We start from the raw sequence: 12,287 nt of genomic DNA, 5'->3' as shown, positions 1-12,287 counted from the left end.
CCGGATATGTGATAGGCGGGCTCGCGCCGCACCTGGTCATGGCGCTCAACAACCGAACGTTCGCGACCCGATTAATGATAGAGATCCGCGGACAGCATGCAACGCAAGGTGATTTTCCCCAGGGGTGGTTTCCGATGAACAGTTTCTCTTCCCGCGTTGCTGCCGCTGCCGCCGCGATCCGCCAGATCTTCCCTGAAACGCCGCTACAGGAAAACGACTATCTGTCGAAAAAGACCGGTGCGCGGGTGCTGTTGAAGCGCGAGGATCTGTCGCCGGTCCGCTCCTACAAGATCCGCGGCGCCTTCAATTTCTTCCGCAAGACACTGGCGGCCGGCAACGAGGCCGAACTGTTCGTCTGCGCGTCCGCCGGCAACCACGCGCAGGGCTTTGCTTTCGTCTGCCGCCATTTCGGCAGGCGAGGCGTCGTGTTCATGCCGGTGACGACGCCGCAGCAGAAGATCGACAAGACCAGGCTGTTCGGCGGCGATTTCATCGAGATCAGACTGGTCGGCGATTTCTTCGACGACTGCTATCGCGCTGCCCTGGAATTCACCGACAGTTCCGGCGCCCATATGGTGCCGCCCTTCGATCACAAGGACATCATCGAGGGCCAGGCAACCGTCGCCTACGAGATCGCGGACCAGATGCCGGGGGCCCGCATGCCCGATATCGTCATGCTGCCGGTCGGCGGTGGCGGACTTGCCGCGGGCGTCACCCACTATTTCGCCGATCAGGGCAGGGAAGCACGCTTCGTCTTCTGCGAACCGGCAGGCGCGCCGAGCCTGCGCGAGAGCCTCGCGGCGGGGAAACGGCTCAAGCTCGCCAAGGTCGACAATTTCGTCGATGGCGCCGCGGTGGCCGAGATCGGCCGCGAGCCGTTGCGTCATCTCAAGGATTTTCCGGCCGACACGGTGCGGCTGATCCCGGAAAACCGGCTCTGCGCCACCATGATCGAGATGCTCAATGTCGAAGGCGTCGTGCTGGAGCCGGCCGGCGCGCTGGCGATCGATGCGCTCAAGGATTTCTCCAAGAAGGAGATCAGGGGCAAGACGATCGTTGCCGTGGTTTCGGGCGGCAATTTCGATTTCGAGCGGCTGCCGGACGTCAAGGAACGGGCGTTGCGCTTCGAGGGTCTGAAGAAATACTTCATCATCCGTTTTCCGCAGCGGCCGGGCGCGCTGCGCGATTTCCTCGAACTGCTCGGACCCGACGACGACATCGCCCGTTTCGAATATCTGAAGAAATCGGCGCGCAATTTTGGTTCGGTGCTGATCGGCATCGAAACCAGGGACCGTCGCAATTTCGATCTGCTCAAGGCGAAATTCGAGGCCGAGGGCGTTCAGTATCAGGACATCACCGACAACGAGACACTGGCCGGGTTCATCATATGAGCGATCGAATGGTTGATCCGGGAAAAATCTTCGTCGCGCTGTTTTCCGGCATCAATGTCGGCGGCAACCGCATCGTCAAGATGGCGGAGCTGCGGTCGTTCTTCGAGGGCCTCGGCTTTTCCGACGTCGCCACCTACGTGCAGAGCGGCAATGCCGTGTTCCGGGCGAAGAAAGGCGACGCGGCGGCACTGGCGAACCTGCTCGAAGCAGCCTTCGAGACGAAATGGGGGTTCCATTCGCGCATCATGGTGCGCGATCTCTCCTGGTTCGAGAAGCTGGTGCGCGAAAATCCCTATCCGGAAATTGCCGCGGACCACACGAAGCTGCACGCCTATGTGCTGGAACGCGAGCCGACCGCCGATGAGGTGGCGCGGCTGACCGAAAAGTGCACCGGCCCCGAACGCTTCGAGATCAAGGGCGATGTGCTCTACCTCAGCGCACCGAATGGGCTGGGCAAATCGGTGTTTGCCGGGCTGATCCCGCGCACGCTGAAAGTGCCGGGCACCGCGCGCAATTGGCGCTCGGTGCAGGCGCTGCTGGAGATGGCCGCACACGCCGGTGAGAAGTAGTTGGCCGGCTAGGCGGAAGTTGGTTTCCAGTCGAAGGTCAGTTCTTCGCGGAAAGCAAAGCGCTTGATGTGATCGGCGACAACGCTTTCCAGGCGCTCGATCGATCCTGCTTCGTCAGTCGACACCGTGACATGCAGCGCTGCGGCATCGGCAGCCATGACGGTACGGCCCATTGAGAGATCGATGGTGCCATGGGTGGGATCGAACTCGACCGGGAATTTGTGTGCCCAGTGCTTGCACAACTGCTGCAGGTAGCGGCTGGCATGTTCGGTGGCGACGTCGGCATGGCTGGTCGGCATGAATTCTCCTGGGCAAGCGCCTTTTGCATGGCTGGGCGCCGGCCCAAGCCTGGCGCCTCAGCCAGACAGATAGGCGCCGCCCCTGAAAAACCAAACGGTAGCGGGCTCATCAGCCTGGCATTGTCCGCTCAAGACAGCGTGATCGGCTACCAGCTTCCGGTGTTCGCCATCGAAGCCCAAGGCTCGGCCTTGGCCTTGGCCGGGCCTTTCTGCAAAAGCTCGATCGAGATGCCGTCCGGCGACTTGACGAAAGCCATGTTGCCGTCGCGCGGCGGCCGGTTGATGATGACGCCATTGTCCATCAGATGCTGGCAGGTGGCGTAGATGTCGTCGACCTCATAAGCGAGGTGGCCGAAATTGCGCCCCCCCTTGTAGTCTTCGGGATCCCAATTGTAGGTCAGTTCGACCAGCGGTGCCTTTTCATTGATGCCGCTCTCCTCGTCTTCCGGTGCGGCGAGGAAGATCAGCGTGAAGCGGCCCTGCTCGTTTTCGTAGCGGCGCACTTCCTTGAGGCCGAGCTTATTGCAGTAGAAGTCGAGCGAGGCATCGACGTCGGCGACGCGGATCATGGTGTGCAGATAGCGCATGTGATTTCCTCGATAAATTGCGTTGCGGCGCAACATAGGGTCGGCCCTGTCAAAGGGCAATCGTGCGGCGGTGCGCAATGCCGGCAAAGAACAAATCCGGTATTGCCCCAATGAACCGTGAAAAAAGGCACGGCAGGTCTTGCACACACCGGAAGCCGCAGTGTTAATCTGTTGGCAAGAATCAGTTGCGGTGTTCTTGAAAAGAGGGGGCATTCTTATGGGGGAAAAGGCCTCTTTCATGGGGCGGGACGGAACCCTTGGCGACGCCTTGCAGCGTGACGAAGGCGGCGACGCTTCTGATCTGCTCGAAGTAGCCGGCGCCATCAAGTGGTTCGATGTGGCCAAGGGTTATGGTTTCATCCTCCCGGATGACGGCATCTCGGGCGACATCCTCCTTCATGTGACATGTCTTCGAAGAGACGGCTTTCAGACGGCGCTGGAAGGCGCACGCGTGGTCTGCCTCGTCAAGCATGGCGAGCGCGGATTGCAGGCCTTCCGTGTGCTCTCCATGGATGTCACCACCGCGGTCCATCCGGCCGAGATGCAGGAGCAGCGCACCCATGTCGCGGTGACGCCGGAGAGCGGTCTCGAACGCGCCTTGGTGAAATGGTTCAACCGCACCAAGGGGTTTGGTTTTCTCACCCGCGGCGAGGGTACCGAGGACATCTTCGTCCATATGGAGACCTTGCGCCGTTACGGTGTCACCGAGCTTCGGCCCGGACAGGTCGTGCTGGTTCGTTTCGGGCGCGGCGACAAAGGCCTTATGGCCGCCGAAATTCACCCCGATATGGGGACCTTGCCGGTCTCGCACTAGGGCGTTTCCGGCCGAGGATCTCGAATGGCTTACAGGAACTGGCTGACCGCGGGCGCGATGTGCGCGATTGCCTTCATCGCCGCCGCCGGTGGTTACTTCTATTCCGAAAAGCCGACCTCGGCGGACAGCCGGGCGATGATCCTTCCGGCCGATCCGGCGCCATTGGTCGTGGTGACGAAAGGCGGTGACCGCTCTTTCTCCATCGAAGTCGCCGACACCGCCGCGGAGCGCGAGGCTGGCTTGATGTATCGCCAGGACATGGCGGACAACCACGGCATGCTGTTCGTCTTCGAGGTCCAGCAGCAGGTTGGCTTCTGGATGCACAACACCCCGATGCCGCTTGATCTGATTTTTGTCGGCCAGGATGGCAAGATCCGGGCGGTCAAGCACGGCGAGCCGCAATCAGACGCCGTCATTTCGCCTGGTGTACCGGTGCGCTTCGTGCTTGAGCTCAAGGCCGGCACTGCCGCCAGGAACGGCATCGAATATGGCGACCTTTTGCGCCATCCGGCTGTGGGCACGGTGTCCGGCCCCGGCATGCCACCAGCCGACAATGGCGATGCGCCAAATGGCGGTGGCGGTTGAGCACACAGGCGGGATCGCAGATGCAGTCTTTCACCCATGACGGCTTCGACCTTGCCTTCCTCGACCGCCAGCCAGCATCGGGGGAGGGCGATCCGGTGCTGATGATCCACGGCTTCGCTTCGAGCCACTATGTCAACTGGGTGTCGCCCGGCTGGTTCAAGACGCTGAACGATGCCGGTTACCGCGCCATCGCCTTTGACAATCGCGGCCACGGCGCGTCGTCCAAGAGCTATGATGAGGCCGACTATACGCCGGTCAAGATGGCCTCCGATGCCACTGCCTTGCTCGACCATCTCGGCATCGAGCGCGCCCACGTCATGGGTTATTCGATGGGCGCGCGCATCGCGGCGTTCATGGCGCTGTCCGATCCGGACAAGGTGGCGACGCTGGTCTTCGGCGGCCTCGGCATCGGCATGATCGACGGTGTCGGCGATTGGGACCCGATCGCCGACGCGCTGCTTGCCGAAGATCCGGCCGCGACCAGCCATCCGCGCGGCCGGTCGTTTCGCGCCTTTGCCGACCAGACCCGCAGCGATCGCCGTGCCTTGGCGGCTTGCATCGCCAAATCGCGCGAATTGCTGAGCGAGCAGGATGTTGCCCGCATCGCCCAGCCGACGCTGGTCGCCGTCGGAACCACCGACGACATAGGCGGCTCGCCCGATGAGCTTGCAGCGTTGATGCCGAACGCCAGCGCTTTTCATATCGAGGGCCGGGACCATATGCTGGCCGTCGGGGACAAGACCTTCAAGCAGCGCGTGCTGGAGTTCTATGCCGAAAATCCGCTCTGAGCGGAGGGCCAGGGCAGCGAGAAGCAGTGCCGTAGTCGGGGACGAGGCTGCTTGGCATCGTGATAGGCGCCTATCCTGATTGTCCTTAGCCGTTTGCAAGGGCCGCCAGCGATCGCGCGATGTTTTCCCGGGCCTGCGGTTCGAAGCGCTGGCGAAACTCTTGCGTGTGGAAGATATGCGGGCGGGCGAGGAAACTCTTCAAGACCGTACTGCGTCCGGCTCGCCACATCGGCTCCTCCATCCAGTGGTACTCGCGCCGCACGGCGCGCTCATAGGCGTCGAAGGCGTCCGGTGCGGCACCCAGGATCGACAGGTCCATATCCAGGAAAAGACTTGCGTCCTGTGTGGCCGTCGCGTCGTCGAACGGCGGGACCTGGTGCGTGGCGGTGGCGACGATCATTGCCGAGATGCGGTTGATACGTGAAGGATCTGCGCGGCCCGCCAGCTTTTTTTCGGCAAGGGCGGCACTTTGCGCCTCATTGTCCTTGGCCCTGCTGTCATAGACGGCATCGTGGAACCAGATCGCCGCTTCGATCGCCTCGGGATCGGCCAGCAACCTTCGATAGTCGCCAGCCAGCGCCAGCATCGCCTCGATATGGGCAAGGTTGTGGTAGTGGCGGCCCTGTGCCCGGTAGAGCCCTGAGAGCTCGCTTTTCAGCGCGTCGTCGATCAAGGGTTCGTTTTCCATGGCTGCTTGAATTCCCGCGAACCAAATCCATTTGACAAAGCACTAAGGAAAATTGAGTTCAATCGTGCTATGATCTGGCTTATATGTGCGGCCAGGCAACAGGCAAGCACAACAGGCAGGCCAGGCAGGACGCAGGACGAGACGGCGATGAACAGCATCAGCATTTCCCGACACAGCGCATTGAAGCCGGTCGATCCGATCTGGCGTTCGATCCGGGACGAGGCCATGGAGGCTGTCAACCGCGACCCGCTGCTCGCTGCATTCCTCTATTCGACCATCCTCAACCAGGACAGCCTGGAAGAAGCAGTCATTCATCGGCTGGCCGAGCGGCTGGCGCACCAGGACATCGGCTCCGATCTCATCCGCCAGACCTTCAAGTCCATGCTGGCCGACGACAAGGAGTGGCCGACGACGGTACGTGTCGACATCCAGGCCTATTACGATCGCGATCCTGCCTGCGACCGCTTCATCATGCCGGTGCTCTATTTCAAGGGGTTCCACGCCATCCAGACCCATCGGCTGGCGCATTGGCTGTGGAACCAGGGGCGCAAGGATTTCGCGCTCTATCTGCAGAGCCGCTCGTCCTCGGTCTTCCAGACCGACATCAACCCGGCCGCGCGCATCGGCAAGGGCATCTTCATCGACCACGCAACCGGCCTCGTGGTCGGCGAGACCGCGGTCATCGAGGATGACGTGTCGATCCTGCATGGCGTGACGCTGGGCGGCACCGGCAAGGCCGGCGGCGACCGCCACCCCAAGATCCGCTACGGCGTGCTGATCGGCGCCGGCGCCAAGATACTCGGCAACATCGAAATCGGCCATTGCTCGAAGATAGCGGCCGGCTCGGTGGTGCTGTCGCCTGTGCCGCACAACAAGACGGTTGCCGGCGTGCCGGCCCGCGTCGTCGGCGAGACCGGCTGCGATCAGCCGTCGCGCCAGATGGACCAGCTTTTGCCGTCGCAGACGATGGATCAGGTCGTCAGTTTCGACATCTGATCGTCATATGTCCGCTGCCTGAGGCCGTGGGCAGACATGGGCGATTGTTTCGCCCAAGGTCTTTTGAGATTCAGGTCAGGTCGAGCCGAAAATGGTGGGTTCCGAGAACCGGAGCGGAGCGTACGTTTGGGTACGTGAGCACAGTTCTACCGCGATGCGGTAGAACGGGGAAGCGCAGGAAACCGCCATTTGCAGGCCGGCCTCACGTGAATATCAACAGACCTTAATCAGGCCGCTTGCCTTTACATCGCCATTGTCGACGTGCCAGAAGCGCGTTCGAACGAGCAAGCCCGATGATCGGAGAAGACTGTTGAAGCCGGACGAAATCAGAAAGCTGGACGCCTATTTCAAGCGCGTCTTCCAAAACCCCAGGCTCGAGGTCAAGGCGCGGCCGCGCAAGGACGATTCGGCCGAGGTCTATGTCGGCGACGAATTCCTCGGCATCGTCTTCAAGGACGAGGACGACGGCGACTACAATTTTTCGATGGCGATTCTCGACATCGATCTGGCCTGAGCCAGCAAATCTTGCGGTCGGCCGGCTCATGCGGCCGGCCAGCCGGTTCCCTTGAAGCGTTCTTAACGTCCCGCCTTCAGAACGCGCCCGGCTTCGGTGGCGATTGCCGCGTCGAGCGCCTGCCAATCGCCCAGAAACTCCCTTGGGAAGCGATAGGTGAGGCTGAGTTCGTCGCCGACCTGGATGTCGCGCTCGCAAGGCGCCAGCGATTGGTCGGCACTCGGCCCGCTCAGGCAACGGGCCACGAACGGCTCCTTGCCGGGGCGATTGCCGACAACCAGCACCTCGTTCAGATAGCCTGATTTCTCGTTGAAACCATAAATCATCGTGCCGCCAGGCCCGGCAGTGCCGGGTCGGGTGATCAGCGCGCTGTAGATCGGCGCGAAGCGGCCGCTCATGTCACGCGACATCATCTGCTGTTCGAAGGACAGGAAGACGATGCTTTTGGCTGTTCCCGTATGGTTGAAATCATCCCGCGCGGCCTCGCTGTAGCCGTCCATCTGGGGATAGCGCAGATAGAGGTCGAGCCGCGAGGCGATGCCGTCGCGCCGGGCCTGGGCGAAACGGATGGCATTGGCCGGGACCGTGATGACATTGTTGCCGATCACCACCTGGTGGGCCGTTGCGTCGTCGGTGTATCCGGCCATGGCGATCGAATGGCCGAACCATTTGCCGGCAAGGCTGATCGCCACCGACAACAGGGCGAGCGCCGCGAACCCGTAGAGCACCCGCTTCATCAGCGTGGAATCGACCACGGTGAGTTCGTTGGCGAGCGCTGCCTGCTTCATCTCAGTCCTCGGATCTCGGGCCGCCCGTCCGCCTCCAGTGTCCCCGGGCGGCACACATCGCACGGCATGGCTCTTGCAGCCTGCATGGAACGACTGTGCAATTTCATGGTAAACGGAAAGTTAAGATGGGACCGCTGGAACTCACACTCTTTGCTTTTGCCGTCGGGTTGACGGCCTGCGGGCTGGCCGGATCGGCCATGGAACTGGTGTCGGGCCGCAAGGTCGCCTTCACCGAACCCTATGTGTCGCCGTCACATGTCTTGCGCTCGCTGCTCGCCACGGCCTGTGCGGGACCGTTCATGCTGGTCAACGACGCCATCGATGCCCGGCGTCAGCGCCGCATTTCAACGTTGGCGCTGATGTCCTGCGGCTGCACGGCAATTGCGTGGACCTTGGCGCTGGGCGTCGTCGTGCTTGCCATTGCCTCATGGTCGGTCCGTCTCCTAGGGTCCGAGCTGCCAGGCTGAGACGATTCGGAGACCAGAAATGCCGCTTTATGCGATCGATGGAACAGAGCCCAGCTTCGCCGATGCGGACTCGAACTGGATCGCGCCCGATGCGACGCTGATCGGCGACGTCAGGGTCGGACGCAATGCCGGCTTCTGGTTCGGCGCCGTCATCCGCGGCGACAATGAGCCCATCGTCATCGGTGCCGACACCAACGTGCAGGAACATACGGTCATGCACACCGATCCCGGTTTTCCGCTGACGATCGGCGAAGGCTGCACGATCGGCCACCGCGCCTTGCTGCATGGCTGCACGATCGGCGACAACAGCCTGATCGGCATGGGCGCCATCGTGCTGAACGGCGCGAAAATCGGCAGGAATTGCCTGGTCGGCGCCGGTGCGCTGGTTACCGAGGGCAAGGAATTCCCGGACAATTCGCTGATCGTCGGCTCGCCCGCCAAGGCGATCAGGGTGCTGGACGACGCGGCCGTGGCAAGGTTGCGCGGCTCGGCGGCGCATTATGTCGCCAACGGCAAGCGCTTCAAGGCGGGGTTGAAGAAGGTTTGAGGCTAGCCTGGCATTTGCTGGTTTCTTAGCGCCTCAACTCACTGTCCGTCAGTTGCGCCCAGCCATCGCATCGCGCAGCAAGGAAGCACCGCCTTCAAAGCCGGCAATCTCGGCTTCCTTGATGGCGGTCCTGTAGTCATCGATGCGGGTTTCGAGCGCCGGGTCGGCGCCCGCCGCCAAAAGCAGGCGGATCGCATCGACACTGCGGATGGCCACCGAATAGTGCAGCGGAGTCCAGTCGTTGACGCCCCGCATGTTGGGGTCGGCGCCAGCTTCGATCAGCACCCGCACGATGTCCAGCCTATTGGCGCGATCGGTGGACAGCGCCGCAATGATGGACGGAAACCCGCCATGATCCTGATAATTCGGATCCGAGCCCGCCTCCAGCAAGATCGAGATGAAGCTGACGGGGCTCCAATAGATCGCATATTCCAGCGGATGCCCAAGGCCGAACTCAAACGGCATGCGCTCGTCGAACCATCGGGAAGAGCCGCCCAAGGCTAGACCGAGGCCGTCGAAGTCGCCGGCCTTGAAGGCATCGTCGATCGCCTTGAAGAGGCGATGACGCTCGCATCGATCTTCCGGGATTTCCAACATCGCCGTGTTCCAGAAGGCGAAAACCAACGGCTTATATTGCCCCGATCCCCTGCGCGTGGAAAGGCGGTCGTCCGATGCGTCCAGTAGGTCGACGATGCGCATACCATTTCACGGATTGCTGATATAAGTCATCGCTGAATAATAATCTGCATCGCGGAGGTAGCTTTCCGGCATGCCATTCCAGCTCAGTGAGCAAACGCAGCAAATTCTTTCGCTAATTTGCATTCTGTTAGCTGGCGTCTTCATTGGTATGGCCTTGGAACGTCTCCTATCGAGGAAACGGAGGCAGGCATGGAGGGAGAGCAATAGCAGGCGCTGGGCGAGAGAGCGCAGAGGGGGCGACATTCTTAGCGGCCTATGGGTTGCCCCGAAGCCTGTTTCCGCGCCACCGAAACCGACTGATCCTGCTGACCAGTTGCGGATCGTCATGGGTGCGAGCTTCACTATTCAACCGCTCCTCAACAGGAGTGAAGTGCGCGTCTTCAAGGAACTTGATCGCATGGTGATCAGCTGCAATCCGGGATGGCAGGTGATGGCCCAAGTGTCACTGGGCGAAATTTTGCGCAGCGCGAACGCTGATGCCTACAGCTGCATCAACTCGAAACGAGTGGACCTTCTTCTTGTGGACGAGACTTGTCTACCTCGACATGCGCTCGAATACCAAGGCCATGCGCATCACCAAGGCACAGCAGCAGCACGTGATGCGGTCAAAAAGGAAGCGCTGCGACGTGCTGGCATCAGTTACCATGAGATCGTCGGCGGTCACACGACACCTTCGGAACTCAGGCGACTGGTTGAGAGGCTGGTGGACAAGCCCACCGCACCGCAATAGCTGACCTTTTGCAACGCAGATTTCTCGGAACCTGATTGGTTTTCGAACGGCCATAGCCAGAAATGGCGGAGCCGGCCCGGGGACGGGGCCGGCTCCTTTCACCCGGTCGTTGGGGACGGGGAGGGTGGGGACTCGACCGGGTTTCTCCTGAAGCGCCTCGCATTCACGCGGCGCGCTTGAGCTCTGTTTTAGCGGACGCTGGCGACCGCGTCGGAGCGGCCGTCATTGATCGTCACCCAAACGCCGGAATTCTGGTCCGACTGGCGCTTGAGATAGGTGTAGTCGGTGTCCGTCCAGGACAGGACCTTGGTCTCAAGATTGTCGAGGATGAATTCTCCGAGGCTGGTGCGCACGGTCAGCACCGCGTGGCCGTCGCCATTCGGCTGGCGCGCCACCGTCATCAGCAGATTGCCGGCGGGGACGCCCACATCCATCAACTCGCGGCGCTTTTCCAGCGCGTAATCCTCGCAATCGCCATAGCCATTGGCCGGATAGGCCCAATATTCCTCGACACCGTAGTTTTCCATGTCGGTGCGCGGCTTGATGCGGGTGTTGACCGAATTGTTGATGTTGACGATCGTCGCCCACAGCTTGCGGGTCAGTTCGACCGGCGCACCCCTGGGGGTCCGTTCGCTGCATTCGCCGGGAATGCGCTGGCAGAACTCATAGTGACCAACAGGCTGGGTGGTGCGTCCACCGGTGTGCATATAGGCCGGTCCCGCGGCATATGCTGATCCCCAAGCGGAAAGCTGCATCGCCATTGCCGCCAGCAACAGCTTGCCCCTCGTTTTCTTCATTGTTGTAGTCTCCCCGTTCGAAGGAGACATTGCCACGTGTGGATTTATTTGACGCAAAAGCGCGAAGTAGATATTGAGTAAAACTCCAATAGAATAAACGTAAAATTTGAATCATTTGAGTATTAATTCGTTTGGATCTGAAGGCTCCCACCTCGGGCGCGGAGCGCTCCCAGAAACAAGCTCCCAGAAACAAAAAACCGGCCGCAAGGGCCGGTTCCTGGAATGTTGCTGTCGGGCCTGCTCAGGCGCGTGGCGTGTTGAATTCGGAATCAAGCGTTTCGGGACGCTGGATCACAGCGAATTCGATGGCGACGCCGTCCTCGAAATGACGCACGACCTGCCCGCGCATGGTGCCAAGCATGACCTGGATGCCGATCGCCGGTTTGACGTCGATTTCGACAGCGGCGCCGGAGAGCGAAAGGTCGATGATGCGGCACTGGTACTGGCGGCCGTCGGTGAGCTGCAGCACGCTTGTCGGATTGCGCGGTGCGACGCGCTCGTGGCGGCGATCTTCCGGCAGGTCGAGTTCATGCTTGTTGGCCAGCCAGGTCAATTGCGCGGCCAGCTTGTCCTTCTTGCGATCCGACGCAATGACGGTCATCGCGAAACCGTCCTGCAGGGTGCGTGTGACGACGCCTTCGATGCGGCCGATATGATCGATGTAGGCGATGATTTTTTCGCCGGGCATGCCGATGCGGTCGGTGCGAAACGCGACATTGCCCGGTGACATGTCGACGACTTGGCAGGGATGTTCGGTGCGGTCTTCCAGCATGAAGCGTCCGTAAATTTTAACCCGGACGCGCTGAAAGTTTCGCCTTTCAGCTTGGGACGGCGCATAGTCGACCGCCGCTGACCTCATGACTGCCTACACCCCGTTTGGCATCCCGCGCGCCGATGCGAGGAACTTCATCACAGAAGTACAACAAAGCGGGTTAACAAAGGGGAAAAGCGGGCGCTCAGCGTTTTCCTTTCTGCAGGCCGTTGTGCCAAAACCGCCGCGCAGTTTTGGGCGACGTGCATCAGGTCTT

Annotated in this window: 17 protein-coding genes; 10 read left to right on the top strand and 7 right to left on the bottom strand. The window is 61.2% G+C overall.

The window, feature by feature from the left end; genetic code table 11:
• Positions 1–134: 134 nt before the first annotated feature.
• A complete protein-coding gene (ilvA, locus tag M729_RS0100330) occupies positions 135–1,391 on the top strand; it encodes a threonine ammonia-lyase IlvA (protein ID WP_024503866.1) in 1,257 nt (418 codons plus the stop codon).
• Between the two features lie 8 nt (positions 1,392–1,399).
• A complete protein-coding gene (locus M729_RS0100325) occupies positions 1,400–1,960 on the top strand; it encodes a DUF1697 domain-containing protein (protein WP_024503867.1) in 561 nt (186 codons plus the stop codon).
• Positions 1,961–1,968: 8 nt separating this feature from the next.
• Here M729_RS0100325 and M729_RS0100320 read toward each other — a convergent pair whose 3' ends face one another.
• Both M729_RS0100320 and gloA read right to left on the bottom strand, forming a co-directional pair.
• Entirely contained in the window at positions 1,969–2,259 is a 291-nt protein-coding gene (locus tag M729_RS0100320) for a DUF2218 domain-containing protein (RefSeq protein WP_027160411.1), read from the bottom strand.
• A gap of 146 nt (positions 2,260–2,405) precedes the next feature.
• Complete coding sequence (gloA, locus tag M729_RS0100315) at positions 2,406–2,846, bottom strand: lactoylglutathione lyase (protein ID WP_013531328.1); 441 nt, start codon at positions 2,844–2,846, stop codon at positions 2,406–2,408.
• Between the two features lie 238 nt (positions 2,847–3,084).
• On the opposite strand from gloA, the gene M729_RS0100310 reads away from it, so the two are divergent.
• From M729_RS0100310 to M729_RS0100300, 3 genes are read left to right on the top strand one after another with little or no spacing between them, the layout of a single operon-like run.
• A complete protein-coding gene (locus M729_RS0100310) occupies positions 3,085–3,660 on the top strand; it encodes a cold-shock protein (protein WP_024503869.1) in 576 nt (191 codons plus the stop codon).
• A 24-nt stretch (positions 3,661–3,684) separates the two neighbouring features.
• Positions 3,685–4,245, top strand: a complete 561-nt coding sequence (locus M729_RS0100305) for a DUF192 domain-containing protein (protein WP_027160409.1) — start codon at positions 3,685–3,687, stop codon at positions 4,243–4,245.
• Between the two features lie 20 nt (positions 4,246–4,265).
• The gene (locus M729_RS0100300) at positions 4,266–5,033 is read left to right on the top strand and encodes an alpha/beta hydrolase (protein ID WP_024503871.1); all 768 of its coding nucleotides are present in this window, start codon (positions 4,266–4,268) and stop codon (positions 5,031–5,033) included.
• A gap of 85 nt (positions 5,034–5,118) precedes the next feature.
• On the opposite strand, the gene M729_RS0100295 is transcribed toward M729_RS0100300, so the two are convergent.
• Positions 5,119–5,721, bottom strand: a complete 603-nt coding sequence (locus tag M729_RS0100295; protein WP_027160408.1) for a hypothetical protein — start codon at positions 5,719–5,721, stop codon at positions 5,119–5,121.
• Between the two features lie 147 nt (positions 5,722–5,868).
• Between M729_RS0100295 and cysE the strand changes: the two genes are divergently transcribed.
• Together cysE and M729_RS0100285 are read left to right on the top strand one after the other, a co-directional pair.
• A complete protein-coding gene (cysE, locus tag M729_RS0100290) occupies positions 5,869–6,717 on the top strand; it encodes a serine O-acetyltransferase (protein ID WP_013531333.1) in 849 nt (282 codons plus the stop codon).
• A 310-nt stretch (positions 6,718–7,027) separates the two neighbouring features.
• The gene (locus M729_RS0100285; RefSeq protein ID WP_027160407.1) at positions 7,028–7,231 is read left to right on the top strand and encodes a DUF3126 family protein; all 204 of its coding nucleotides are present in this window, start codon (positions 7,028–7,030) and stop codon (positions 7,229–7,231) included.
• A gap of 62 nt (positions 7,232–7,293) precedes the next feature.
• On the opposite strand, the gene M729_RS0100280 is transcribed toward M729_RS0100285, so the two are convergent.
• Positions 7,294–8,019 (bottom strand): hypothetical protein, encoded by a 726-nt coding sequence (locus M729_RS0100280; protein WP_024503873.1) that lies wholly within the window; start codon positions 8,017–8,019, stop codon positions 7,294–7,296.
• Positions 8,020–8,144: 125 nt separating this feature from the next.
• Between M729_RS0100280 and M729_RS0100275 the strand changes: the two genes are divergently transcribed.
• Entirely contained in the window at positions 8,145–8,486 is a 342-nt protein-coding gene (locus M729_RS0100275) for a hypothetical protein (RefSeq protein ID WP_013531336.1), read from the top strand.
• A gap of 19 nt (positions 8,487–8,505) precedes the next feature.
• Positions 8,506–9,033: a gamma carbonic anhydrase family protein gene (locus M729_RS0100270; RefSeq protein WP_027160406.1), complete on the top strand. Its 528-nt coding sequence runs from the start codon at positions 8,506–8,508 to the stop codon at positions 9,031–9,033.
• A gap of 48 nt (positions 9,034–9,081) precedes the next feature.
• Here the strand turns inward: M729_RS0100270 and M729_RS0100265 are convergent, their stop codons facing one another.
• Complete coding sequence (locus tag M729_RS0100265; RefSeq protein WP_027160405.1) at positions 9,082–9,630, bottom strand: ankyrin repeat domain-containing protein; 549 nt, start codon at positions 9,628–9,630, stop codon at positions 9,082–9,084.
• Positions 9,631–9,802: 172 nt separating this feature from the next.
• On the opposite strand from M729_RS0100265, the gene M729_RS0100260 reads away from it, so the two are divergent.
• On the top strand, positions 9,803–10,462 hold the full coding sequence (locus M729_RS0100260; RefSeq protein ID WP_027160404.1) for a DUF2726 domain-containing protein: 660 nt from the start codon (positions 9,803–9,805) through the stop codon (positions 10,460–10,462).
• Between the two features lie 188 nt (positions 10,463–10,650).
• Here M729_RS0100260 and M729_RS0100255 read toward each other — a convergent pair whose 3' ends face one another.
• Positions 10,651–11,259: a transglutaminase-like cysteine peptidase gene (locus tag M729_RS0100255; protein WP_027160403.1), complete on the bottom strand. Its 609-nt coding sequence runs from the start codon at positions 11,257–11,259 to the stop codon at positions 10,651–10,653.
• Positions 11,260–11,500: 241 nt separating this feature from the next.
• The gene (locus M729_RS0100250) at positions 11,501–12,118 is read right to left on the bottom strand and encodes a PilZ domain-containing protein (protein ID WP_013531341.1); all 618 of its coding nucleotides are present in this window, start codon (positions 12,116–12,118) and stop codon (positions 11,501–11,503) included.
• Positions 12,119–12,287: the final 169 nt, after the last annotated feature.

The sequence above is a fragment of the Mesorhizobium sp. WSM1293 genome (assembly GCF_000513875.1).
GTDB lineage: Bacteria > Pseudomonadota > Alphaproteobacteria > Rhizobiales > Rhizobiaceae > Mesorhizobium > Mesorhizobium ciceri.
The sequence above is the reverse complement of the archived record's forward strand: the minus strand, read 5'-3'. Positions and strand labels throughout refer to the sequence as shown.